This window comes from Pseudoroseicyclus tamaricis (assembly GCF_012070395.1).
Lineage (GTDB): Bacteria > Pseudomonadota > Alphaproteobacteria > Rhodobacterales > Rhodobacteraceae > Pseudoroseicyclus_A > Pseudoroseicyclus_A tamaricis.
Window position 1 is genome coordinate 1,095,269 of the sequence record NZ_JAAFYS010000001.1, and the last position, 25,158, is coordinate 1,120,426.

At 68.1% G+C, this 25,158-nt stretch carries 13 protein-coding genes; 9 read left to right on the top strand and 4 right to left on the bottom strand.

From position 1 onward, the window contains the following. Positions 1-8 precede the first annotated feature (8 nt). The 8 genes from GY170_RS04990 (at position 9) to GY170_RS05025 (ending at position 16,241) form a co-directional block, all read left to right on the top strand. Positions 9-1,967: an alpha-1,4-glucan--maltose-1-phosphate maltosyltransferase gene (locus GY170_RS04990; RefSeq protein ID WP_163890547.1), complete on the top strand. Its 1,959-nt coding sequence runs from the start codon at positions 9-11 to the stop codon at positions 1,965-1,967. After that, a complete protein-coding gene (gene treS, locus GY170_RS04995) occupies positions 1,964-5,233 on the top strand; it encodes a maltose alpha-D-glucosyltransferase (protein WP_163890549.1) in 3,270 nt (1,089 codons plus the stop codon). The genes GY170_RS04990 and treS overlap by 4 nt, the downstream gene beginning before the upstream one ends. Further along, positions 5,230-7,446, top strand: a complete 2,217-nt coding sequence (glgB, locus tag GY170_RS05000) for a 1,4-alpha-glucan branching protein GlgB (protein WP_163890551.1) — start codon at positions 5,230-5,232, stop codon at positions 7,444-7,446. The genes treS and glgB overlap by 4 nt, the downstream gene beginning before the upstream one ends. A 5-nt stretch (positions 7,447-7,451) precedes the next feature. Continuing rightward, a complete protein-coding gene (glgX, locus tag GY170_RS05005) occupies positions 7,452-9,551 on the top strand; it encodes a glycogen debranching protein GlgX (RefSeq protein ID WP_163890553.1) in 2,100 nt (699 codons plus the stop codon). Next, on the top strand, positions 9,544-11,286 hold the full coding sequence (gene treZ / locus GY170_RS05010; RefSeq protein ID WP_163890555.1) for a malto-oligosyltrehalose trehalohydrolase: 1,743 nt from the start codon (positions 9,544-9,546) through the stop codon (positions 11,284-11,286). Before glgX ends, treZ begins: the two co-directional genes overlap by 8 nt. After that, entirely contained in the window at positions 11,283-13,586 is a 2,304-nt protein-coding gene (gene treY / locus GY170_RS05015) for a malto-oligosyltrehalose synthase (protein ID WP_163890557.1), read from the top strand. Before treZ ends, treY begins: the two co-directional genes overlap by 4 nt. Before the next feature lie 320 nt (positions 13,587-13,906). Continuing rightward, a complete protein-coding gene (locus GY170_RS05020) occupies positions 13,907-14,764 on the top strand; it encodes an SDR family oxidoreductase (protein ID WP_163890559.1) in 858 nt (285 codons plus the stop codon). 76 nt (positions 14,765-14,840) lie between these two features. Next, on the top strand, positions 14,841-16,241 hold the full coding sequence (locus GY170_RS05025; protein ID WP_163890561.1) for a dihydrolipoyl dehydrogenase: 1,401 nt from the start codon (positions 14,841-14,843) through the stop codon (positions 16,239-16,241). A gap of 48 nt (positions 16,242-16,289) precedes the next feature. On the opposite strand, the gene GY170_RS05030 is transcribed toward GY170_RS05025, so the two are convergent. The 4 genes from GY170_RS05030 to ku all read right to left on the bottom strand — a co-directional run bounded on the left by GY170_RS05030 (position 16,290) and on the right by ku (position 24,595). Next, on the bottom strand, positions 16,290-16,634 hold the full coding sequence (locus GY170_RS05030; RefSeq protein WP_163890563.1) for a response regulator: 345 nt from the start codon (positions 16,632-16,634) through the stop codon (positions 16,290-16,292). Between the two features lie 58 nt (positions 16,635-16,692). After that, complete coding sequence (locus tag GY170_RS05035) at positions 16,693-20,964, bottom strand: chemotaxis protein CheB (protein ID WP_163890565.1); 4,272 nt, start codon at positions 20,962-20,964, stop codon at positions 16,693-16,695. Between the two features lie 233 nt (positions 20,965-21,197). Further along, entirely contained in the window at positions 21,198-23,711 is a 2,514-nt protein-coding gene (gene ligD, locus GY170_RS05040; protein ID WP_163890567.1) for a DNA ligase D, read from the bottom strand. Continuing rightward, positions 23,708-24,595 (bottom strand): non-homologous end joining protein Ku, encoded by an 888-nt coding sequence (ku, locus tag GY170_RS05045; protein ID WP_163890569.1) that lies wholly within the window; start codon positions 24,593-24,595, stop codon positions 23,708-23,710. The genes ligD and ku overlap by 4 nt, the downstream gene beginning before the upstream one ends. A gap of 151 nt (positions 24,596-24,746) precedes the next feature. Between ku and GY170_RS05050 the strand changes: the two genes are divergently transcribed. Beyond that, the gene (locus tag GY170_RS05050) at positions 24,747-25,136 is read left to right on the top strand and encodes a glucose dehydrogenase (RefSeq protein ID WP_235924007.1); all 390 of its coding nucleotides are present in this window, start codon (positions 24,747-24,749) and stop codon (positions 25,134-25,136) included. Positions 25,137-25,158: the final 22 nt, after the last annotated feature.

Consider the following 25,158-nt stretch of genomic DNA (forward strand, 5'->3'; position numbering starts at 1 on the left):
TCATTGCGATGCAGGCCAAGCCAAGCCGCGATAAATCCAAGGAAAACCTCCAAGACCTCGCCGCCAGCCGGCTCGCCATCGAAGCCATATCTCCGCAGATCGACAGCGGCCGCTTCGCCGCCAAGGCGGTTGCGGGCTGGCCAGTGACGATCGAGGCGGACGTGATGTCTGACGGGCACGAGGTGATTGCCGCCGCAGTGCTCACCGGCGCGGGTGAGGCCGTGCCGATGGTGAAGGGCGTCAACGACCGATGGTCGGCCGACGTGACCTTCCCGGACGTCGGGCCCGCGACCTTCCAGATCCTCGCGTGGCGCGACCTCTGGGGCACTTGGGCGCGCGACACGCGCAAGAAGATCGCCGCGGGGCAGGACGTCTCCGTCGAGCTTCAGGAAGCGGGCCAGCTGATCGACCGCGTTAAATCCGCCGGGCCCGAGATGGCCGGCCTCGCCCGTGCCGCGAAGGCGGGCGACACCGGCACGCTCCTCTCCGAGGAGACGGATGCCGTCATGGCCGCCGCCGGCCCCCGCGCCAACGTCACCGAGAGCGCCCGTTTGCCCGTTTGGGTGGACCGGGAGCGCGCCGCCTTCTCCGCCTGGTACGAGCTTTTCCCCCGCTCCACCGGGGCGGCGGGCCAGCACGGCACCTTGCGCGACGTCATTGGCCGGCTGCCTTACGTGAAGGACCTCGGCTTCGACGTCCTCTATTTCCCGCCGATCCATCCGATCGGGACGACGAACCGCAAGGGCAAGAACAATTCGCTGAAGGCCGAGGCCGGCGATGTGGGCTCTCCCTACGCCATCGGCTCGCCCGAGGGGGGGATGGATGCGCTGCACCCCGAGCTGGGAACGTTCGAGGATTTCGCGGCGCTGGTCGAAGCGGCGAAGGCCGAGGATATCGAGATCGCGATGGACATCGCGCTCAACGCCTCGCCCGATCACCCATGGATCCAGGAGCATCCCGACTGGTTCGAGCGGCGGCCCGACGGCACGATCAAGTACGCCGAGAACCCGCCGAAGAAGTACGAGGATATCGTCAACTTCCGCTATTACCTCGACGACGGCAAACCCAATGCGCCGTTCTGGGAGGCGATCCGCGACCTCTTCCTGTTCTGGGCGGAAAAGGGCGTGCTCAACTTCCGCGTCGACAACCCGCACACCAAGCCCTTCCCGTTCTGGGAATGGATCATTGCCGAGGTGCGCAAGCAGTATCCGGGGACGGTCTTCCTCTCCGAGGCCTTCACCCGCCCGAAGGTGATGAAGCGTCTCGCCAAGGTGGGCTACAACCAGAGCTACACCTACTACACGTGGCGCAATACCAAGGACGAGCTGCAGGAATACCTGACGGAGCTGACGACGGAGGAATGCCGCCACTACATGCGGCCGAACTTCTTCGTCAACACGCCGGATATCAACCCGATCTTCCTGCAATATTCCGGCCGCCCCGGCTTCCAGACCCGCCTGATCATGGCGGCCTCCCTCTCCGGCTCCTACGGCATGTATTCCGGCTTCGAGCTTTGTGAGGCGGCGCCGCTGCCGGGCAAGGAGGAGTATCTCGACAGCGAGAAATACGAACTCCGCCACCGCGACTGGGACGGGGAGGGCAATATCAAGGACGATATCCGCCTCATCAACCGCATCCGCCGCGAGAACCCGGCGATGAAGGACTATCTGAACCTCAAGTTCTTCACGGCCCATGACGACCGGGTTCTCTACTACGGCCGCTTTGACGAGGCGAGCCGCAATTACCTGCTCTTCCACGTGCTGATCGACCCGCACGGAGGGGCGCAATTCAACTTCGAAGTGCCACTTTGGGAATTCGGGCTGGAAGATTCCGGCTCGATCGAGGTGCAGGATGCCATTCAGGGCAACCGCTTCACCTGGCACGGCAAGGATCACATGCTCACGCTCGACCCCGTCAATCGCCCCTATGCCATCTGGAAACTGTTTCCGCCCGGAGGTGCCGTATGAGTCTCGCCGAACAGATCACCGACGAGACCGAGCTGCAGGTCGCGGACTGGTACAAGGACGCGATCATCTACCAGCTGCACGTCAAGGCGTACCAGGACAGCAACAATGACGGCATGGGCGACTTTGCCGGCCTGATGTCGCGCCTAGACCACGTGCAGGAGCTGGGGGCGACCGCCGTCTGGCTGCTGCCCTTCTACCCCTCGCCGCTCCGCGATGATGGCTACGACATCGCCGAGTTCAAGGAGGTGAACCCCTCCTACGGCACGATGGAGGATTTCGAGGGCTTCGTGGCGGAGGCTCACCGGCGGGGCCTGAAGGTCATCACCGAGCTCGTCATCAACCACACCTCCGACCAGCACGAATGGTTTCAACGTGCCCGGCATGCCCCCAAGGGCAGCCCGGAGCGGGACTTCTACGTCTGGTCCGACGATCCGTCGAAGTGGATGGACAAGACGCGGGTGATCTTCAACGACACCCACGACAGCAACTGGACATGGGATCCGGTCGCCGAGCAATTCTACTGGCACCGCTTCTTCGATCACCAGCCGGACCTCAACTTCGACAACCCGAAGGTGATGGAGGCGGTGCTCGACGTCATGCATTTCTGGCTCGACAAGGGCGTCGACGGGCTGCGGCTCGATGCGATCCCCTATCTCGTCGAGCGGGACGGGACGAACAACGAGAACCTGCCCGAGACGCATGACATCCTGAAGCGCATCCGCGCCAATCTCGATGAGCATTACGACGACAAGATGCTGCTGGCCGAGGCCAACCAGTGGCCAGAGGATACGCGCCCCTATTTCGGCGAGGGCGACGAATGCCACATGGGCTTCCACTTCCCGCTGATGCCGCGGATGTACATGGCCGTGGCGCAGGAAGACCGGCACCCGATCACGGATATCATCCGCCAGACGCCGGACATTCCGGATAATTGCCAATGGGCGATCTTCCTGCGCAACCATGACGAGCTGACGCTCGAGATGGTGACGGACAAGGAGCGCGATTACCTCTGGGAGACCTACGCCGCCGACAAGCGCGCGCGGATCAACATGGGCATCCGCCGCCGTCTCGCGCCGCTCCTGCAGAACGACCGCCGCAAGATCGAGCTGCTGAACTCGATGCTGATGTCGATGCCCGGCACGCCGATCCTCTATTACGGCGACGAGATCGGCATGGGCGACAACATCTATCTCGGTGACCGCGACGGCGTGCGCACGCCGATGCAATGGTCGCCCGACCGGAACGCCGGCTTCTCGCGCGCCGATCCACAGCGCCTGTATCTGCCGACGATCCAGGATGCCATCTACGGCTACGAGTCGCGCAACGTGGAGAGTCAGGCGCACGACCCGTCCTCCTACCTCAACTGGATGCGCCGCATGGTCGCCGTCCGCCAGAACCACGACGTGTTCGGGCGCGGCGAGATGCGCCTCCTTTACCCGAAGAACCGCAAGGTCCTCGCCTATATCCGCGAGCATGAGGGGGATGCGGTGCTCTGCGTCGCCAACCTCTCGCGACAGGCGCAGGCGGTGGAGATCGATCTCTCCGCCTATGCCGGCCGGGTGCCGATCGAGCTGACGGGCCACTCCGCCTTCCCGCCGGTGGGCGCGCTGCCCTACATGGTGACGCTGCCGGCCTACGGCTTCTACTGGTTCCAGCTGGCCGACGAGGCCGAGGCGCCGAGCTGGCGCACGGCCCCGCAGGAGATCCTGCCGGAGTTCCTGACGCTGACGACCCGCGACGGCCGCGTCTCCAGCGCCCTGACGGGCCGCGAGGGGCGGATGCTCGAGCGAGACGTGCTGCCGAGCTACCTGCCGATCCAGCGCTGGTTCGCCGCGAAGGACAAGACGATCAAGGGCACCCATATCTCGCCGCTGGCGGATCTGGAGGACGGGCGCGCCGCGCTCTCCCTGCTCGATGTCGATCTCGGCGACGAGACGCAGCAATACCTGCTGCCGCTCGCCGCGCTCTGGGGGGAGGACAACGTCTCCTTCGGCTCGCCGACGCTGGGCTACACGCTCTCCAAGCTGCGCCGCGGGCCCTCCGTTGGCGGCCTGATCGACGGCACCGCCGACGTGCCCGCCATGACGGCCCTGTTCGAGGCGCTTCAGAAGGGCGGGGAGCTGTCGGCCGAGGGTGGCCGCGTCGTCTTCGACAAGGTCCCCGCGATGGATGACATCGAGGACCCGGGCGAGGCGCGCCTGCTGAACGTCGAGCAGTCGAATGCCACGATGGCCTTCTCCGACAAGGCGATTCTCAAGCTCTACCGCCGCCTGCGGGAGGGTGTGCAGCCCGATATCGAGGTCTCGCGCTTCCTCACCGGCCCCGGCGGCTTCGACGGCACGCCCGCCTTCCTCGGCGAGCTGGCCTTCGAGCGCGACGACGGCGAGCGGGTGTCGCTCGGCGCCGCCTTCGGCTTCGTGCGCAACCAGGGCGATGCCTGGGCCGCGGTGACGGACGGGCTGGAGCGTCTGGTGGCCGAAAGCGCCATCGACGACGGCGCGCCGGACCCGTACCTGCCGGGCCTCGACCTCGCCCCCGCCATCGGCCGCCGCACGGCGGAGATGCACGTCGCCCTCGCCAAGGGGACGGAGCCGGACTTCGCCCCCGAGCCGATGACGCCGGAGCGGCTGGAAAGCTTCGCCGACGAGGTGATCGCCGAGTTGGAGGAGGCGCTGCAAGGCCTCTCCGCCACGTCCGGCCTCACCGGCGAGGCCGCCGCGCTGGCGGAGACGGTGCTGGCCGGCGGCGATGAGCTGAAGGCCCGCGTCGCCTCGCTGAAGGGCATGGCCCCCTCCGGCGCTCTGACCCGCATCCACGGGGATTACCACCTCGGGCAGGTGCTCGTCGCGCAGAACGACGTGGCGATCATCGACTTCGAGGGGGAGCCCCGCCGCACGCTGCCCGAGCGCCGCGCCAAGGCGGCGCCGCTGCGCGATCTCGCCGGCATGATCCACTCGCTGGATTACGCCGCCTTCTCCGCCCGCAAGCGCACCCGCAGTGCGGCAGCGGACATGGACGGCGCCACGGTGCAGATCGAGGAGTGGCACGCCCGCGCCCAGGCTGAGCTGAGCGAGGCCTATGCCGAGGCGATCAAGGACAGCCCCGCGCATCCGACCGATCCCGCCTTCGCGGCGGCGATGCTCGATGCGCTCTACATCCAGAAGGCCGCCTATCAGGTGGGCTACGAGCTGGCGATGCGGCCGACATGGCTGGACATCGGGCTCGCGGCCCTTGCCACGCGGCTCCAGACGGAAGGCAACCAATGACCGATACAACGACGACGACATGGCCCGCCCATGCCCCGCACCCCAATGACGCGGAGGCGATCAGCCGCGGCATGCACGGCGATCCGTTCCGCATCCTCGGGATGCACCAGGAGACGGGCGGCCCCGTGACCGTCTGCGTCTTCTCGCCCGACGCGGCCGAGGTGACGGTGCTCGACCACAAGGGCAAGGAGGTCGGCCCGCTCGAGCCGCTCCGCAACGATGGCCTCTTCTTCGGCGAGATGCCGAAGAAGCGCCGGCCCTTCGACTACCGGCTGAAGTTCCGCAACGCGCAGGGCCATGAATGGGAGCTGCTCGATCCCTACGGGTTCGAGCCGATCCTCGGTGAGATGGACGAGTACCTGCTCGGCGAGGGCCGCCACGAGGAGCTCTACCGCCGCCTCGGCGCCCACCCGACGACCCATGGCGGCGTCGAGGGCACAGCCTTCGCCGTCTGGGCGCCCAACGCCCGGCGCGTTTCCGTTGTCGGCCATTTCAACGCGTGGGACGGCCGCCGCCACCCGATGCGCCGCCGCGGCGCCACGGGGGTCTGGGAGATCTTCATCCCCGGCCTCGGCATGGGCGAGATCTACAAGTACGAGATCGTCGGCGCCTATGGCCATACCCTGCCGCTGAAGGCCGACCCGGTCGGCTTCTTTGCCCAGAACCCACCGGAGACGGCGAGCGTCGTCCACGGCATGCCGCGCCATGAGTGGACGGATTCGGGCTGGATGCAGGCCCGCCCGGCCGACCAGCGCAGCGAGCCGGTCAGCATCTACGAGGTTCACCTCGGCTCCTGGCGGCGCACGCTGGAAAACGAGGTGCTGGACTACGCCGCCCTCGCCGACGAGCTGATCGCCTATGTGGGCGAGATGGGCTTCACGCATGTTGAGTTCCTGCCCGTCTCCGAGCACCCCTATTCGCCGTCCTGGGGCTACCAGCCCGTCGGCATGTTCGCTCCGACGTCCCGCTTCGGCGATCCCGAGGGCTTCGCGAAGATGGTGGACAAGCTGCACGGCGCAGGCGTCGGCGTCATCGTCGACTGGGTGCCCGCGCACTTCCCCACCGACGCGCATGGCCTCGGCAATTTCGACGGCACGGCGCTCTACGAGCACGCCGACCCGCGGCAGGGCTTCCACCAGGACTGGAACACGCTGATCTACAACTTCGGCCGGCAGGAGGTGGCGAACTTCCTGCGCGCCTCCGCCACGTTCTGGCTGAAGGAGCTACATGTCGACGCGCTGCGCGTCGATGCCGTGGCCTCGATGCTCTACCTCGATTACTCTCGCAAGGATGGCGAGTGGATCCCCAACCGCTATGGCGGGCGGGAGAACCTTGATGCGATCGACTTCCTCAAGGGCGTCAACCGCGTCGTGCGTGACTACGCGCCCGGCTCGCTGACCATCGCCGAGGAAAGCACCGCCTGGCCCGGCGTCTCGCGCCCTGTCAGCGAGGACGGGCTTGGCTTCGACTTCAAGTGGAACATGGGCTGGATGCACGACACGCTGGAGTACATGCAGCAGGATCCCATCCACCGGAAGTACCACCACCACAAGATGACCTTCGGGCTGGTCTATGCCTTCTCGGAGAACTTCGTGCTGCCGCTCAGCCACGATGAGGTGGTGCACGGCAAGGGGTCGATGCTCGGCAAGATGCCGGGCGACCGCTGGCAGAAGTTCGCGAACCTGCGCGCCTATTACGGCTTCATGTGGGGCCATCCCGGCAAGAAGCTGCTCTTCATGGGCGGCGAGTTCGGGCAGGAGCGGGAGTGGAACCACGACCAGTCGCTCGACTGGCACCTGCTGGAAGATCCGCACCACGACGGCGTCCGCCAGTTCGTGCGCGATCTCAACCACCTCTACCGGTCCGAGCCGGCCATGCACCAGCGCGACTGTTCTCCCGAGGGCTTCCGCTGGATCGAGGGCGGCGATTCCGAGAACAACGTCTTCTCGTTCATCCGCTACGGCGAGGAGGGCACGAAGCCCGTCGTCGTCGTCTGCAACATGGCGCCCGTCGTCCGTGAGGGTTACCGGATCGGCATGCCGCAGAGCGGAAACTGGGCAGAACGGCTGAATTCGGATGCCGCAACATATGGTGGCTCCGGCGCCGGGAACGGTGCGGGCGTCCGCGCCGTTGAGGAAGAGCTGCACGGGCTGCCCGCCTCGGCGGCCGTGACCCTTCCGCCGCTGGGCACCATCTTCCTGACACCGGAGTAGACTATATGAAATCCCCCGCCGTGGTGACGGAACGCCCGGTCCTTGCAGGATCGGACGTTCCCCTTGGTGCGACCTGGGACGGGACGGGGACGAACTTCGCCCTCTTTTCCGCCCATGCCGAAAAGGTGGAACTCTGCCTGTTCGACAGCCGCGGCCGGAGGGAGATCGAGCGCATCGAGCTGCCGGAGTACACGCATCAGGTCTGGCACGGCTACCTGCCCGACGTGCGCCCCGGCCAGCTCTACGGCTACCGCGTCCACGGGCCATACGCGCCCGAGGCGGGGCACAGGTTCAACCCCAACAAGCTGCTGCTCGATCCTTACGCGCTGCAGCACTACGGCAACCTGCGCCCGCATCCGTCGCTGTTCGGCTACCGCATGAACAGCAACAACGCCGATCTCTCCTTCGACCGGCGAGACTCGGCCTTCGTGATGCCGAAATGCGTGGTGGTCGACAACGCCCACACCTGGGGCAGCGATTATCGCCCGCAGCGCCCGTGGGGCCGCTCGGTCATCTACGAGGCGCATGTCGGCGGAATGACGATGGGCCGGCAGGACATCGAGCAGCCGCTGCGTGGCACCTTCGAGGGGCTCGCCAACCCCAGCGTCATCGACCACCTCGTCAAGCTCGGCGTGACGGCGATCGAGCTTCTGCCCGTGCAGGCCTTCTACGACGAGGGGCACCTCGTCGATAACGGGCTGGTCAACTGGTGGGGCTACTCGACGCTCGGTTTCTTCGCCCCGGCGCCGCGGTTCCTCACGCAGGACGGCTCGCTCCACGAGTTCAAGCTGATGGTCCGCCGCCTCCACGAGGCGGAGATCGAGGTCATCATGGACGTGGTCTACAACCACACCGCCGAAGGCTCCGAGCGGGGGCCGACCCTCAGCTTCCGCGGTATCGACAACGCCAGCTACTACACGCTGGCGGACGATCCGCGCTATTACTTCGACACCACCGGCACCGGCAACTCGCTGAACCTGCGCAACTCGCGCGTGCTGCAGATGGTCATGGATTCCCTGCGCTACTGGGTGGAGGAGTGCCACGTCGACGGCTTCCGCTTCGACCTCGCCACCACGCTCGGGCGCGACCGCGACCATTACTCCGAGCACGCCATCTTCCTGGAGGCCGTGCGGCAGGATCCAATCCTCGCCGGCGTGAAGCTGATCGCCGAGCCGTGGGACACGGGGCCGAACGGCTACCAGGTGGGCAACTTCCCGCCCGGCTGGGCGGAGTGGAACGACAAGTACCGCGACACCACCCGCGCCTACTGGAAGGGCGATGGCGGCAAGCTGCCGGACATGGCCTCGGGCCTGCTCGGCTCGGCCGATACCTTCCAGAAGGCCGGCCGGCGTCCTTGGGCGAGCGTCAACTTCATCACCGCCCATGACGGCTTCACGCTGATGGATCTCGTCTCCTACAACGACAAGCACAACGAGGCGAACAAGGAAGACAACCGCGACGGCCACTCCCACAACCTGTCGTGGAACTGCGGCGTCGAAGGCCCGACGGACGATCCGGAGATCATCGCCCTGCGCGAGCGGCAGCGCCGCAACCTGATGGCGACGATGATCTTCTCGCAAGGCACGCCGATGATCCTGATGGGCGACGAGCGCGGTCGCTCGCAGGACGGCAATAACAACACCTATTGCCAGCCGGGGGAGATCAACTGGCTGGACTGGGAGCCGGACGAGGCCAACCTCGCCTTCGAGGAGTTTACGCGCGCCTGCCTGCAGATCCGCGCCTCGCGCGGGCTCTTCGTGGCGGAACGCTACCTACACGCCGGCCCCGATGCCCGGCAGGGCCGCTTCGCCAAGTGGCTGCGCCCGGACGGAGAGACGATGGCCGACGAGGATTGGCAGAACGGCGAGTCCCGCGCCGTCGCCCTGCTCCTCCACGAGGAGGGCAGCTACCTGCTGATGGTGCTGAACGCCTCGGACACGGACGTCGCCTTCACCCTGCCCGGCGGGCCGGAGCGGGAGTGGCGCTGCCTCGTCGACACCGATGCCGGCCACGCCGACCCGGCCGCGCCGATGCAGGCGCTGGGCGACAGCGTCCACCGGCCCGGCCGCTCCTTCATGCTGCTGGAGACCGAGACCCATGGATGACACCGGCAGAGACAGCTACGATTGGGGCGCCATTCCGGCGGGCGAGGGGCGCTGGCGCTTCCGTCTCTGGGCGCCGAGCGAAGAGAGCCTTACGCTCCGTCTCGCCGGGCGCGAGCTGCCGATGGAGGCGGAGGAGGGCGGCTGGTTCTCTCTCGTCGCCGAGGCGGAGGAGGGGGACGCCTACCAGTACCTCCTCCCCGACGGTTCCGCCGTGCCCGACCCGGCGGCGCGCCGGCAGGAGGGCGGGGTGCATGGCCCCTCGCTCGTCACCGCGCCGCGCACCGCGCTCCCCTGGGCCGGTCGGCCGTGGGAAGAGACGGTGCTCTACGAGCTGCACCTCGGCACCTTCACCGAGGCCGGCACCTACCGTGCCGCGATCGGTGAGCTGGACAGGCTGGCGGAGCTCGGCATCACGGCGATCGAGATTATGCCCGTCGCCCAGTTCGGCGGCGACCGCGGCTGGGGCTATGACGGCGTGCTGCCCTACTGCCCGCACAATTGCTACGGCAACCCGGACGACCTGACTGCCCTCATCGAGGCGGCGCACGAGCGGGGGCTGATGGTCTTCCTCGATGTCGTCTACAACCACTTCGGGCCCGACGGGAATTACCTGCCGAGCTACGCCGGCGACTTCTTCGTCGAGGGACGCACCACGCCCTGGGGCACGGCCATCGACTACACGAAGGCCCCCGTCCGCCGCTTCTTCATCGAGAACGCGCTCTACTGGCTGGAGGAGTTCGGCTTCGACGGGCTGCGCCTCGACGCGGTGGACCATATTCGCGACACCTCCGAGCCGGAGCTGCTGATCGAACTGGCGGAAGAGGTGCACGCGCGCCTCGGCGGCCGGAAGGTCCACCTGACGACGGAGGACAACCGCAACATCACCTACCTGCACGAGCGGGGGGAGGATGGCGCGGTGATCCGACACACCGGCGAGTGGAACGACGATTTCCACAACGCCGCCCACGTCCTCGCGACAGGTGAGCACGAGGGCTACTACGCCGACTTCTCCGACGACCCGCTCGGGCATGTCGGCCGCTGCCTCGCCGAGGGTTTTGCCTTCCAGGGCGAGGGCGGCCGCGGTGTTCCCTCCGCCCACTTGCCGCCGACCGCCTTCGTGGATTTCCTGCAGAATCACGACCAGACGGGCAACCGGGCGCTCGGCGAGCGGCTCATCTCGATGACCGATCCCGAGCGACTTGAGGCGCTGACGGCGATCCTCCTCCTCTCCCCGCATATCCCGCTGCTCTTCATGGGCGAAGAATACGGCGAGACGCGCCCCTTCACCTTCTTCGCCCATTTCGGCGACGAACTGGACGACGCGGTGCGCAAGGGCCGGGCGGAAGAGTTCGCCGCCTTCGAGGCCTTCACGGGCGAGACGGTGCCGGACCCGATCGACGAGGAGACTTTCCTCGCCTGCAAGCTCGACGCCTCCCGCCGGGAGAGTGCCGAGGGCCGCGCCTATGCCGAGCGGCTGCGCAATCTGCTGGACCTGCGGGCCCACCGCATCGTGCCGCTCCTCGCCGGAGCGGCCGGCCATGCCGGCACGCTGATCGCGGCCGAGGACGGTGTGCTGGCGGTCGACTGGCAGCTCGACGGCGCGCTGCTGCAGCTGCGCGCCAACTTCGCCGACGGCCCGCGCGACATGCCGCGCGCCGAGGGCGAAGTGATCCATGAGACGGGCACCCCCGGTGCCCCGAATTCCTCCGCTCACATGCTGGCCCTCATCACATGATGCTTCCCACCGCCACCTACCGCCTGCAATTCCGCCAAGGGATGGATTTCGACCGCGCCGCAGGGCTCGTCCCCTATCTGGCGGACCTCGGCGTCTCGCATCTCTATGCCTCGCCGCTCTTCACCGCCGCGCCGGGCTCCACCCACGGCTACGACGTCACCGACCCCGGCGAGATCGACCCGGGCCTCGGCGGCATCGAGGGGCTGCGCCGGCTCTCGGCGGCGTTGAAGGAGAAGGGCCTTGGCCTGATCCTCGACATCGTGCCGAACCACATGGCCTTTTCCGTCGACACGCGGTGGCTGCGCGACGTGCTGCGCAAGGGCGCCGAGAGCGCCTATGCCGGCCATTTCGACCTCGACCCGGCGGCCGCCCGCATCCGCCTGCCGTGGCTGCCGGCGCCCTTCGAGGAGGTCATCGGCTCCCTCTCCGTCAAGGATGCCGAGGACGGCCCGGTACTCGACACCGGCGGCCTGCAGGTGCCGCTGAAGGAGACGCCCTCTCTGGAGGCCGCCCGCGGCGGTGACGCGGACGCGCTCCGCGCCCTGCACGACGAGCAGCCCTGGCAGCTCGTCCACTGGCGCACGGAGAACGACATCCTCACCCACCGCCGCTTCTTCGCGGTGACCAGCCTCGTCGGGCTGAAGGTGGAGGACGATCCGGTCTTTGAGGACGTGCACCGCCTGCTCTTCGAGCTGGTGGACGAGGGCATCGTCAGCGGCATCCGCATCGACCATATAGACGGGCTGACCGACCCGCAGGCTTATCTCGACAAGCTGCGCGCCCGCGTCGGCGACACGCCCGTCTGGGTGGAGAAGATCCTCTCCGGCACCGAGCGCATCCCCGGCGGCTGGCCGGTGCAGGGGACGACGGGCTACGTCGTCTCCCGCGCGCTCGGGCGCCTTTTGACCGACAAGGAGGGGCTGGAGCGCATCACGGAGGATTACCGCAGCGCCACCGGCCGCCTCGATGCGGCGGAGGAGGTGAATTACCGCGCCCGCCACCAGGTGATGACGCAGGACCTCGCCGCCGAGCTCTGGACGCTGCACCGCCGCTTCTCGGAGGTAGCGGCGGACGACCCGGTGGGCCGCGAGTTCGGGCCGGAGACGCTGCGCTCCGCGCTCGTGGAGTTCATCGCCGCATTTCCGCGCTACCGCACCTACATGACGGCGGACCATATCTCCGAATCCGACAAGGCCCTCGTCCGCGCCACCGCTTCCCGCGCCGCGGCCCGCCTGATCGACCCCGGCGCGCTGCCCTTCCTCGCCGACGTTCTGACGCGTGCGACCCCCGAGACGGCGCGCTTCCGCCTGCGCCTGCAGCAGGTCACCGGCGCCGCCGTCGCCAAGAGCGCCGAGGATACCGCCTTCTACCGTGAGGTGCGCCTCCTCTCCGCCAACGAGGTGGGGGGTGAGCCGGATGACGACCCGCTCGGCATCGAGGGCTTCCACCGCGCGATGGAGCGGCGGTCGGAGCATATGCCGCACGGGCTGTCGCTGACCTCCAGCCACGACACCAAGCGTAGCGAGGATGCCCGCGCCCGCATCGCCGCCATCACCTTCGAGCCGGAATGCTACGAGGCGTGGTTCCGCATCTGCCAGGGCTTCGCGCCCAAGAGGCTGAACCCGAACCTCGTCTGGTACGTCGCCCAGACCTTCCTCGCCATGGAGCCGGGGGACGGCGACATCGCCCAGCGGCTGGCGGACCACGTGGTCAAGGCGCTGCGCGAGGCGAAGTCGGAGAGCTTCTGGACGGCGCCGGACATCGAGCTGGAAGAGGCGGCGCAGAATTACGTCCGCCGGCTCGCCAGCCACTTCCCCAAGCACGCGCGGGAGGTGGATGCCATCGTCACCGCCGCCGACCGGATCTCGCTGATCCAGGCGGCGCTGCACCTGACCGTGCCCGGCATCCCCGACATCTACCAGGGCTGCGAGATCGCCAGCTACGCGCTGACCGACCCGGACAACCGCCGGGCGGTCGACTTCGACCTCTGCGAGAGGGCGCTGGCGGACCCATCTGTCCTGCCACGCAAGCTCGATCGCGAGAAGCTCAGCCTGACGCGGCGGATCCTCTGCCTGCGGCGGGAGGAGCCGGAGCTCTTCCTCCACGGCCATTACCACCGCCTGCCGGCCCCGCCGGGAATCTGCGCCTACGAGCGCCAGCGCGACGGCACGCACATGACCGTTGCCCTCGCCATCTCCGCCCCCCCGGGGCAGCTGGAGGAGGTGGTGCAGGCGAGCCGCTGCATATGGCCGGAGAAGGTGGACAACTCGCCGGTGCGGATCGCCTTCAAACGGCCCTGAGCCAACGGCCTGATGCGGCGCCCGGGAGAGATCCCGGGCGCCGCTTTCTCGTTTAGACATCAGCGCCAGCGGTTCCGCCGCGTAGAACTGAACGGGGTAGCCGTTCTGTCGACGGCCGAGCTGCGGGTGCGCTCGCAGAACGCCCGCGCGGCCGTAACCAGCTCTGTAGGGCGGCCCTTCTCCTCCTCCTCGGAACCGCCCGGGGAGGACCGTGACAGGGACGAAGCGAAACCAAGCCTCAGATGATCGGGCCTGCGGTCGGAACAGGGCGGCGGCCCGTTCGTTCTGTCTTCAAGACTCATTCGGCAGGGAGACATGACATGAAAGACTATCCGACCCCCCCGTTCCCCGAGCAGACGCAGGACATGCCGGGCACCACCGACAAGATGGACCCGCGCCCCGACCACGGCGAGGAGAGCTACGAGGGCTCCGGCCGGCTCACCGGCATGGCGGCGCTGATCACCGGCGGCGACAGCGGCATCGGCCGCGCGGTCGCGCTGGCCTATGCCCGCGAGGGCGCCGACGTGATCATCTCCTACCTCGAGGAGGACGACGAGGCGGCCGAGACGCGCCATCTGGTCGAGGAGGCGGGGCGCCGCTGCTACATCGTGCCCGGCAACATCGCCGATGCCGACCATTGCCGCGCCCTCGTGCGCGAGGCGATGGAGGCCTTCGGGCGGCTCGACATCCTCGTCAACAACGCCGCCCATCAGGCAACGTTCGACTCGCTCCTCGATATCCCGGACGAGGAGTGGGAGAACACCTTCGCCATCAACATCCACGCCATGTTCTACCTCTGCAAGGCGGCGCTCGGCGTGATGAAGCCCGGCTCCAGCATCATCAACACGGCGTCGATCAACTCCGACAAGCCGAGCCCGGGGCTCATCGCCTATGCGGCGACCAAGGGGGCGATCCAGAACTTCACCAACGGGCTCGCCCAGCTCGTCGCCGACAAGGGCGTGCGGGTGAACTGCGTGGCGCCCGGCCCGGTGTGGACGCCGCTGATCCCCTCTACCATGCCCGGCGAGACCGTCTCGCATTTCGGCGAGCAGAGCCCGATGAAGCGCCCGGCCCAGCCGGCGGAGCTGGCCTCCGCCTACGTCATGCTGGCCGATCCGCGCTCCAGCTACACCTCCGGCGCCACCATCGCGGTGACCGGCGGCATCCCGATGATGTAAGCACCCCCCCGGGCGGCGGCAGGAACCCTCCGCCGCCCGGGCCGTTGGCCCTGCACCTATGGAGCGGAGGCATGGCATGGCACGGCATGAGGCGGATGTGGCGATCATCGGCGCGGGGACGGCGGGGCTCGCCGCCTGGCGCGCCGCCACGGAGACAGGGGCGCGCGCCCTGCTGATCGACCCCGCCTTCCGCGGCACCACCTGCGCCTATGCCGGCTGCATGCCCTCCAAGGCGCTGATCGCGGCGGCCGACAAGGCCGAGGCGGCGCGCAGCGCGATGGACTTCGGCATCCATACCGAGGTGCGCATCGACGGGGTCGGCGTAATGGCCCGCGTCCGCCACCTGCGCGACGGGTTCGTCGCCGGCGTGCGGCAGACCATCTCCGAGATCCCTGAAGACGCGCGCCTGACGGCCCGCGCCCGCTTCACCGGCCCCGCCGAGCTGTCGCTCGACACCGGCGACAGTATCTCGGCGCGCGCCATCGTCATCGCCGCCGGCGCGTCCCCCGCCGTGCCGCCGCCCTTCGAGCCGGTGCAGGACAAGGTGCTGACCACGGAGAGCCTCTTCGAGCTGAAGACGCTCCCGGACTCGCTCGGCGTCATCGGTGCCGGCCCGGTGGGGCTGGAGCTGGCGCAGGCGCTCTCCCGCCTCGGCGTGCGCGTCGAGCTCTTCGACGGCGGAGAGGCGCTGGCCGGGATGCCCGGCCCGGAATCGGAGGCGCTGAAGGGTGAGCTGGGCTTCCCCCTCCACCTCGGCACCAAGCCGCAGGCGGAGCCGGCGGAGGGCGGCGTGCGCCTCTTCTGGGAGGGCGGCGAGACGGAGGTGGCGCAGCTTCTCGTCGCCGCCGGCCGGCCGCCGAACCTCGAGCCGCTGGAGCTGGAGGCGGCGGGGCTGGAGCTGCAGGAGAGCGGCGTGCCCCGCCACGACCCGGACACGATGCAATGCGGCGACGCGCCCCTCTTCCTCGCCGGCGATGTCTCTGGCGCTCGCCCGGTGCTGCACGAAGCCTCCGCCGAGGGGCGCCTCGCTGGCCACAACGCCGCCTGCTTCCCCGATGTCGAGACAGCGCGTCGCAAGGTGAGCATGGCGATCACCTTCACGAGGCCCGAGGCGGCGCTGATCGGGGAGGTGCCGGAGGACGGCGCGGAGGGCATCGTCACCGGCTGCGTCGACTACGCGCAGCAGGGCCGGGCCCGGGTCATGGGCGCGGCGGCGGGGCTGGTGCGCATCTACGCGCGTGCGTCTGACGGGAAGCTCGTCGGTGCGAGCCTCTGCGCGCCGGGGGCCGAGCATCTCGCCCACCTGCTGGCGTGGTCCATCGAAGGCGGGCGGACGGCGCAGGAGTTGCTGGACCTGCCGGTCTACCACCCGACGCTGGAGGAGGGGCTGCAGACGGCCCTGCGGGACATCTGCCAGCAGATCTCCGCCCCGAAGCCGTGGCACCGGGACGACGCGGATTTGCCGGGCTCCCGCTAAACGCGGCCCGGCGTCAGATCTCCAAGAAAATGAAAATAGGGGAGGACCTCAGGCCTCGCCGCCCAGCAGCTTGGCCAGCGTCTGGCGCAGCTGCACCTCGCTGACCGGCTTGCGCAGGTTGGGCGCTTGCTGGAAGCGCTCCTGATCGGCGTAGCGGGACGAGTTGTAGCCGGTGAGGAAGAGGTAGGGCGTGCCCGCTTCCGACAGCCTCTCAGCGATGGAGAGCGAGGTCGCCCCGTTGCCGAGGTTCACGTCGAGGATGGCGATGTCGGGCTGAAAGACGTCGATGGCCCCGATGGCCTCGCTCGGCGTCGAATGCGGGCCGTCGGCGACGTACCCCCATTCCTCCAGCGTCATGACGAGATCCATTCCGATCAGAATTTCGTCTTCCACAACGAGAATCTTGGACCCGTCGCCCGCGACAGTCGGCGCCGGGCCTGTCTCGACACTTTTACTCAGAGAGGGAATCTGCAGTCTCCGCCTTCGTTATCGTGCATTTCAGGCCGTCTTTGAGGTAGTCAACGCGGATGTCGGCCTTCAGTTCCCGCTTCAGAAGCGTGCCGATGAGGAAGGAGCCGAAGCCGAGGTGCTCGGGCTCCTCCACCGGCGGGCCACCCTGCTCGCGCCACTCGATCCGGCTGAAGCTGTCCCCCTCCGCCTCCACCTCCAGCTCGACGGAGCCGCCATGGCTGGTGAAGGCGCCGTACTTGGCGGCGTTGGTGGCCAGCTCGTGCAGCGCAAGGCCGAGGGACAGCGCGGTGCCTGGGGAGAGGTGGATGTTGTCGCCCTCGTAGCGGAAGCGCCCGCCGTCCTCGCCGACGTAAGGCGCGACCTCGGCCGCGACCAGCTCTCTCAGCGTCTGCCCGCGCCAGTCCCCCGCCGTCAGCGCGTCATGGGTGCGGGAGATGGCGGCGAGCCGCGCGAGCAGGCTGCTCGCCATCTCCTCCTTGCTGCGCGACATGCGGGCGGTGAAGCGGGCGATGGATTGCACGGTGGCGAGGATGTTCTTCACCCGGTGCTCCAGCTCGGCGAGGAGCACGTCCTTGCGCTCGACCGCATGCACCCGCTCGGTGATGTCGATGGCGGAGGCGACCAGCTCCGTCACCGTGCCATCGTCGGCGACGATGGGCACGAGCTGGAAATCGATGATCATCGACTCGCCGCCCTCGATGCGCACGGGCACGTCGTAGCGCACGCTCTCTCCGGCGCAGGCGGCGGCCACCGCCTCCTTCAGGCGGTCCTGGGATTCCTCGTTGAAACTCCACCAGAAGGTGTCCCAGAACTTGCGGCCGATGACGTCGTCGCGGGTCACGCCGCCCCGCTCCAGCGCGGCGACGTTTACCTCCAGGAGCGTGCCGTCGTTGGAGAGCAGGCCCACGTAGGCGGCGAGGCTGTCCTGGATGCGCTGCAGGCGCTGGCGATGGCGATCGTCCCGCTCCTGCGCCAGCGCCTGGTCGGTGACGTCGAGCGAGAAGGAGATGATGCCGACGACATTGCCCGACGGGTCGAACCACGGTTCCAGCACGTTGCGGTAGACGGAGCGCTCGCCGCTTTCGGCCCGGTCGCCCAGCAGCGCGTCAAGCCGCTGCTCGTCGCTCGCCTCGCCGGTGGCGAAGACGCGGGCGATCCGCTCCATCAGGGGAGAGCCGATCAGCTCCGGCATCGCCTCGCTGATGGGCTTGCCGAGGATGTCGCGCTCGGCGACCTCGAACTGGTTGCGCGGGTTGGAGTAGGTGGTGACGAACTCCGGCCCCTCGTGCATCGAGATGGCCACGGGCGCCTGGTCGAAGATGCGGCGCATCCGCGCCTCGCTCTCGAAGACCTGCCGCTCCAGCGCCCGCTGCTCCGTGATGTCCTGCACGCAGCAGCCCACGGCGAAGATCTCGCCGCCGGCGCGGACGGGGTAGAAGTCGCAGAGCCACTCGCGCGTCACGCCGGGGTGGGAGGCTGTTTGCCCCACCACACTTAGGCCGAGCACGGGTTCGCCCGTCTCGAAGACCTGCCGCTGCAGGGGGGCGACGATCTCGTGGACCTCGGGGATCAGCTCGGACTGGAGCCGCCCGATATGCTCCTCCACCGGGAAGCCGTTTATCTCCGCCAGGCGGGTGTTGATGCGGAGCCAGCGCAGCTCCCGGTCGACGAGGTTGAGACCGATGGGCGTGGAATCGTAGAGCGTCTCCAGCTCGGCATATTGCTCGCGCAGGACCCGGGCATTCTCCTCCAGCTGCCGCTCGTGGCGCTTGCGCGAGGTGACGTCGACAAAGGTGATGACCACCCCGTCGAGCCGGTTGTCGACCGTGCGGTAGGGGCGCACGCGGGTGTGGAACGTCTCCCCGGTCGCCGGCACCATCAGCTCTCGCTCGACGGGCTGTAGGGTGCGCAGCACCTGCGCGGCATCTTCGCGCAGCGCCGGGTATTCCACCTTGCTGGCCAGATCGTGGATCGAGCGGCCGATGTCGCGCTCCTGCACGCCGAAGAGGCGGGCCAGCTCGGGCGTGAAGAGGCGCACGCAATCGTTCTGGTCGATGAACAGCGTCGCGATGGCCGTGCTTTCCAGCAGGTTCTTGAGGTCGGAGTTGGCGCGGCCGAGCTGGCGGTTGTTCTCGCTGAGCTCGGCGTTGATCGTCTCCAGCTCCTCGTTGATCGACTGCAGCTCCTCGCGGCTTGTCTCCAGCTCCTCGTTGGAGCTTTGCAGCTCCTCGTTCATCGACAGAAGCTCTTCGTTGGTCGAGCGCAGCTCCTGCTCGGTCGTCTCGTATTCGTGCTGCAGCGTCGTGAGCCGCTTGCGGGTGAGGGCCAGCTCGCGCTCGTAGCCGCGGTTGAGCGCGCCTTGCCCCTCGACCGACGTCACCTCCGCCAGGTCGCGCGGGCGCACCTCGTGCAGGGTGAGGAGCAGCAGGTCGCTCTCCTCGCCGAAGGGGCGGGCGGTGAGATCGTAGAGCCGCGTCTTGCCGTCGATCTCCACGACGATGTTGCGCACTTCGGCGGGGGACTGGTTCTCCCGCGCCTCGCCGAGGATGGAATGTGCGGGCAGGCGCAGCTCCTGCACGAGGTAATCGTCGATCGCTGTGCCGACGGCGCCGCGGGTGGGGCGCACCATCGCCGTCATCCCCTCGGAGAGGTAGACGACCTCGTCATGCCGGTTGATCGCCGCGAAGGGCGGGGCGGAATGGGTGAGGAAGGCCTGCTCGGCCTGCTGCTCGATGCCGTTGCGGGCGGAGGAGGAGTCCATCCGCGGCGGCTCATGCGCTTGCGGCATCGCGGCGCGCGGAGAGGCGGCGCGGCCGCTGATGGCGGAGAAGCCGGCGGCCGTCTCGTCATTGCGGCAGAAGATGCGGGCGTTGCGATCGATAGTGGAGAAGAAGCGCTCCTGCCGGCCCAGCGATTCCGAGGGGCCGAGCCAGAGGAAGCCGCCGGGATTGAGCGCATAGTGAAAGCGCGGCATCAGGGCGTTCTGGCTGTCGGCGTTGAGGTAGATCATCACGTTGCGGCAGGAGATCAGGTCCAGCTTCGAGAAGGGGGGATCCTGCAGCAGGTTGTGTGGGGCGAAGACGCACATCTCGCGGATGGCGCCGCGCACCTGCCAGCCCGTCTCGTCCTCGACGAAGAATCGATCCCGCCGATCGTCCGACAGCTCCATCATCGAGGCTTCGGAGTAGCGGCCGTTGCGGGCGTGGCGGAGGGCGTCGAGGTCGATATCCGTGCCGAAGATCTTCCAGGGGCGCGTGTCGCCCCGCTCCTGCGCCATCTCCTGCACCATGATGGCGAGCGAGTAGGCCTCTTCGCCGGTGGAGCAGCCGGGCACCCAGATGCGGAAGCTGGCCTGCTCGCTCTCGAAGAGCTGGGTGAGGGCGCGGCGGCGGACCGCCTCATGATGCTCCGGGTCGCGGAAGAACTGCGTGACGCCGATGAGGAAGTCCTGCGTCAGCAGGCTGCGCTCGTCCCGCCGGTCGCGGAGCGTCTCGATATAGCCGCTGACGGTGCTCTGGCGCAGCAGCGTCATCCGGCGGGCGACGCGGCGGATCAGCGTGCCGGGCTTGTAACCGGCGAAGGAATGATCGGAATCCGCGTCGAGGCACTCCAGCACGTCCTGCAGGCGCGACTCGATCTCGTCGAGCAGCGCCTCGCGGCCCTCGCCCTCTTCGATGCGGCGGCGGTAGTGGACGATCTCGAGGATCTTCGAGGGCATGTCCTCGGGGCGGAGCACGAAGTCGACGACGCCGGTGGCGGCGGCGCTGTCGGGCATGCCGGGGAAGCGGGCGGAGCGGCTTTCCTGCACCAAGGCGATGCCGCCATTGGCCTTGATCGAGCGCACGCCCACCGTCCCGTCGGAGCCGGTGCCGGAGAGCACGACGCCGAAGGCATGGCGGCCGGCGGCGTCGGCCATGGAGGTGAAGAAGCGGTCAATCGGAGTGCGCACCCCTTGCTCCGCCGTGCTGTCGGTGAGGTGGAAGCGCCCCTCCTCGATCTCGACGAAGTAGCCGGGCGGGATGACGTAGACATGGTCGGGCTCGATCTCGCCCCCGTTCTCGATCCGGCTGACGGAGAGGCGGGTGTGCGCGCCCAGAAGCTTGTCCATGAGCGAGGGGTGGTCGCGCGCGAGGTGCTGGACGACGACATAGGCAACGCCGGTGTCGTTCGGCACGGCCTGGACGAAATCCTGCAACGCCTCGAGCCCGCCGGCCGAGGCGCCGATTCCCACGATTGGTGGCAAATGAGCCATCTTCGCTGCTCCCCGTCGCTTATCCGAGCCTCAAATACCGGCTGCCCGAGGGAGATTGGCGCCTCGCGCGGGACAGGCCCCGACTCTCGCCCATGTCCGCGCTCTGGCACGCGCCCGAGGCTTATAGGGCAAACAACCGAAAATGGGGGAAAAACTTTCCATAACCTTACCACTCGTCGCGACAATTAATGCGAGGCCCGAAGGGACCCGGGCGGCACCGCAGGAGGGGGGCGTCACCGCGCCGTCTCGGCGGCCGCGACATCCTCTGCCGCGTCGCCCGCGGCCCAGTCTTCCAGCGCCGCCACGACCTCTGCGGTGATGCCCTTGGGCTGCACCTCCGCGAGGGGGCAGGGGCGGGAAAGGCGGCTCTCCATGTCCGAAGGGTGGAAGCCGTTCGGCGCGTCCAGCCTGGCCAGCTCCTCCCACGACACCGGCACGGCGACGGGGGCGCCGGGACGGGCGCGCAGGGAGTAGGGGGCGATGGCGGTGGAGCCGCGCTCGTTGCGCAGCCAGTCGATGAAGATGCGCCCCTTGCGCTTGGCCTTCGACATGGTGGCCACGTAGCGATCCGGGTGGCGCTCGGCGAGGATGGTGGCGAAGGCCCGCGAGAATGTCTTCACCGTCTCCCACGTCGCGGTACGCCGCAGCGGCACGATCACGTGCACGCCCTTGCCGCCGGAGACCATGGGGGAGGAGGGCAGGCCCACCGCATCGAGCCCCGCGCGCAACTCCTCGCAGGCGGCCTTCACATCGCCGAAATCCAGCCCCTCGTCGGGGTCGAGGTCGAAGACCAACCGGTCGGGCTTGTCGAGCTTGTCGCGCTTCGATCCCCAGATGTGGAACTCGACGCTGCCCATCTGCGCCGCGCCCATCAGGCCGGCGGCGCTGGCGACATACATGTAATCCTCGGTGCTGCCGTCCTTCTCCTCGATGGGCAGCGGCTTGATGGAGGACGGCCAGCCCTTGCCGGCGTGCTTCTGGAAGAAGGTCTGCCCCTCCAGCCCTTCCGGCAGACGGAGGAGGGAGACGGGGCGGTCGGCGGCATAGGTGAGCATCCGCTCGGCGACCGCCTCGTAATGGCGGGCGACGTCGGCCTTCGTAACCCCTGCATCGGGGAAGACCTTGCGCCCGGCGCTGGAGATGCGCACGCCGCCAATCTTCACCTCGCTGTCGTCGTCCATCGCGTCCTCCGCCCCGCTCTCCACCGCCAGCTCCTGCCCGGCCGAGACCTCCTCGGCCGGCTTGTCCTCCCGCAGGCCGTGGAAGACGCCGTGGCGCACCCGGCCCTCGGAGGTGAATTCCGTGTAGGCGATCTCCGCCACCAGCTTCGGGGTGAGCCACTTCGCCCCCCGCGTCTCGCTCGGCAGCTCGCCGTCGAGGGGAGACGTCTTGCGGGCGAGCGGTTTCATCGCCGCCATCAGCGCCTCCTGCGTCTCGCCGTCGAAACCGGTGCCGACCCGGCCGCGATAGACGAGCTTGCCGCCCTCGTAGGAGGCGAGCAGCAGCGAGGAGAAGGCGCGTCCGCGCTTGTCCGACGGCGCCCAGCCGGCGATGACCAGCTCCGCCCGCTTGATACACTTGGCCTTGATCCAGCCCTTCGTCCGCCGCCCGCGATAGGGCGCGTCGGTCTTCTTGGAGACGATGCCCTCGCCGCCGACCTCACACATCGCCGCCAGCGCCGCGTCGCCGTCGCCCTCCAGCACCGGCGAGAGGCGGATGGGCCCGCGCGGGGGCAGGGGGGAGAGCAGCCCCTCCAGCGCCGCCCGCCTGTCGGAGAGGGGCGCCTCCGTCAGGTCCTCCCCGTCGAGATGGAGCAGGTCGAAGGCGTAGAAGGTGAGCTTGCCGCCCTCCTTCAGCGCCTTCTGCAGGGCGCCAAAGTCACCGCCGCCGCTGCCGGCGATCACCTCGCCGTCGATCAGCGCGGCGCCGCAGGGGATGGCCCCGGCCGGCTCGGAGAGGTCGCCGAAGCGATCCGTCCAGTCCTTGCCGTTGCGCGTGTAGAGCTTCACGCCGCCCTTGCCGATGGCCATGAGGCAGCGATAGCCGTCGAACTTCACCTCGTGCTGCCAGCCCTCGCCCTCGGGCGGCTCATCCTCCAGCGTCGCCAGCTGCACGGCGCGGAAGCGGGGCAGGGGCTTGTCGTGCTTCGGCGCAGTCTCCACCGCCGGCTTCTCCGCCGCGATGGCGCGCATGGTGCGCCCCGTGGTCACCGACTTGGTGTGCTTGTTCGTCAGCGCATCGGCGGAGCGGGAGGTGAAATCGTCCTTCTCCTTGATGAGAAGCCAGTTCTCGCGCTTGCCATCGCCCTTGCGGTTGCCGCGCATCCGCACCAAGGCCCAGCCGCCCTGCATCCGCGCGCCGTGCAGGCGGAAGTGCAGCTTGCCTTCCTTCAGGCCCTCGTCTGGGTCGTGCAGCGGCTCCCACCAGCCATTATCCCACAGCATGACGGTGCCGCCGCCGTATTCGCCCTCGGGGATCGTCCCCTCGAAGCCGCCATAGGCGAGCGGGTGATCCTCTGTCCGCACCGCGAGGCGCTTTTCGGCGGGGTCTGCCGAGGGGCCCTTGGTCACGGCCCAGGACCAGAGGACGCCGCCCCATTCGAGGCGGAAGTCGTAGTGCAGGCGCGTCGCGTCGTGCTTTTGCACCACGAAGCTCGGCTGCTCTCCGACCGCCTCGACCAGCTCGCCCTTCGGCTCCGGCGTGACGTCGAAGTTCCGCTTCGCCGCGTATGTGTCGAGCGCGCTCACGAGGCTTTCTTGCGCGAGCCGCCGGACTTGGCGCCGGAGGAGGACTTGGAGCCGGACGACTTCGAGGAGGAAGACCGCGAGGAGGATTTCGACCCGCCGCTGTCCTTCAGGCTCTTCTTGAGCGCATCCATCAGGTCGACGACGTTGCTCTCCTCGGGCTTGTCCTCGCTGCCGCCCTTGGCGCGCGGCGTGCGCTTGTTCTTCAGCTTGCGGTCGATGAGATCCTGCAGCGCCTTGGCGTAGTGATCCTCGAAACTGGCGGGGTGGAAAGGCGCCGTCTTCTTGTCGATGAGCTGGGTGGCGACGGCCAGCAGCTCCTCGTCCGTTGCCTCGTCCTCGATGCCGGAGAAGAGCGGGTCGGCCTTGCGGATATCGCTCTCGTAGTGGAGCGTCTCCATCAGGATGCCGTCGCCGCAGGGGCGGATGGCACAGAGGTATTCCTTGCCCCGCATCGTCAGCTGGCCGAGGCCGACCTTCTTGGCCTTGCGGAGGGCATCGCGGACGACGCGGTAAGCATCCTCCGCCAGCTCGTCCGTCGGCACCACGTAATAGGGCCGGTCGAACCACAGCGGCGCGATCTCGCCCTGTTCTACGAATTGCACCAGCTCCAGCGTCTTCTTCGTCTCCAGCTTGATGCTGTCGATCTCGTCGGGCTCCAGCAGGATGTAGTCACCGCCGTCCGTCTCGTAGCCCTTCATGATGTCAGAGCTCTCCACAGGCCCGACCCCTTGCACGACCTTCTCGTAGCGCACGGGCTTGCCGGAGGGTTTGTGGATCTGCCGGAAGGAGACGCGGTTGCCGCTTTCCCGGGCCGAGTGAATCTCCACCGGGATTGAGACGAGCGACAGGCGCAGCTGCCCTTTCCAGATCGCGCGCGAGGCCATGGTCGCTCCCCTCTGGTTGCAGGTGTCAGGCGGCGGGCGCAAAGCCCGTCCAGCGATGCAAACGCGGTTCCGTTGCGAAAAGTTTCGGTGAGGTGTGGAACACCTGGCCTCGCCTGTCGTTCCCTTCGTTAAAGCGACGAAGGACAAGATCATGGCGTCATCCGTCTCCACCTCCTCCCATCGCCACCCCCACCAGCATCACCACCGACCCATCGCCCTGCTCATCCTCGGGTGGATCACGATCATTTTCGGGATCGTTTTGCTCGCCGGTGGCGTCTGGCTGATCGCGCTGGGCGGGAGCTGGTACTACGCGATCGCCGGGCTCGGCCTTCTGGCCACTGGCGTGCTTCTCAACATGCAGAACATGGCGGCGCTCTGGCTCTACCTCGTGATCTGGCTCGGCACGCTGGTCTGGGCGTGGTGGGAAGTCGGCGACGAATGGTGGGCGCAGGTGCCGCGGATGGTCGCGCCGACGGTGCTGCTGATCTTCATCCTGTTCGCCATTCCCGTCCTGCGCCGCCGCCGCGGCCACGCCGAATGAAAAAGAAGATGACAAGAACGGA